The sequence below is a fragment of the Bartonella sp. AA86SXKL genome (genome assembly GCF_042196885.1).
Genome location: NZ_JBHIRE010000108.1, coordinates 1 through 1235 on the forward strand (window position 1 = coordinate 1; position 1235 = coordinate 1235).

At 43.7% G+C, this 1235-nt stretch carries 1 protein-coding gene and 1 pseudogene; both read left to right on the forward strand.

All coding sequences use genetic code 11. The features are described from left to right. Window positions 1-246: 246 nt before the first annotated feature. Window positions 247-654, forward strand: a complete 408-nt coding sequence (locus ACFIO5_RS10220; protein ID WP_375705339.1) for a hypothetical protein — start codon at window positions 247-249, stop codon at window positions 652-654. Window positions 655-730: 76 nt separating this feature from the next. Then, window positions 731-1235, forward strand: a pseudogene (locus ACFIO5_RS10225) (filamentous hemagglutinin); the annotation flags it as partial.

The window sequence follows — 1235 nt, forward strand, 5'->3', positions numbered from 1 at the left end:
TCAAAAAGCGCTTGAACAGCCCTTTTTGTAAAAAGTATAAAAATAGCCGTAAATGCCAACCTTAAATTTTTCTGTTTGTGGAAACTACAATCCCCACATTCATGTGTTCCCATGCCTGTGTGGGATTGTTCTCTTCATCCACCATCTCAATATTGTTCACCGTTGTTTGAAACAGCGGTGGCAGAAAATATCAACAGGCTTTCAAGCCATTGCATTAAAAAGAAATCCATTCAAAGAGGGGAAAAAATGAAACAAACTCTAAAGCTATTAGGTGCGGTAATTTTGTTTATCATAACAGGATGTCAATTTAACAAACCTCCTCTAGGAGAGGTGGCTACGTGGGAGAAAAATGGTGTTACTGATTTTACTGAGGTAGGAAAAGCCTTGTTAGAATGTGGCATGCCAACCCCTTATGATCGCGATCCAGAAAACGATAATCGCAGTTTCAATCAAATGGCAACCATTGATGCTTGCATGCTTCAAGCAGGGTTCCGCTATAAATATGATGTGGGGGGGGGATGGTGTGGAAACCATAAAGCCGAAAACCTTCCGATTTGTCGTCCTGGCGCTGTCATTCCACAGCGCAGTGTCAAGAAGCGTTTGAACAGCCCTTTTTGTAAAAAATATAAAAATAGCCGTAAATGCCAACCTTAACAGCGCAAAACCATTCGCAAAGCGTTTTAATGAGAATGTTGGCTTTGGTGCAGGAAAAACGGGTGATGGAGGTTCAATGAGCGCCTCTTTGAACAAGGATAAATCCTCTAGTGATTATCACAGTGTTGTAGAGCAATCAGGCATCAAAGCAGAGGCGGGCGGTTTTGATATTACAGTTACGGGGACAACAAACTTGACCGGAGGCATTATTGCGAGCAGTGCCTCAGCGGATAAAAATAGTCTGACCACCGGAAGCATCAGCACCAGTGATATCACCAACAGTGCGCATGCGACAGCCAGCAGCCATGGTTTTAGCCTTTCTGGAAATGACACGATAAAAAATATTACCAAGAATGTTTTAAACCATGGCAAAGCCAAGGATGGCGCAGAAGGAGAAACCAAATCCGCTATCAGTGATGGAACCATCATCCTAACCAATACAACTGGCCAAAGGTCCATGGGGCAAGATGCTGGAGAAATCATTGGTTCTCTCAACCGCAATACTGCAACAGCCCATCAGGCTGTTGCACCAATAGACGCCACATCCCTTGAGGGAGCAGTGCATAATCGCTTAGACATGA

Coding starts and splice junctions, on each gene's coding strand:
- ACFIO5_RS10220 (WP_375705339.1), top strand. CDS start 247: ATGAAACAAACTCTAAAGCTATTAGGTGCGGTAATTTTGTTTATCATA.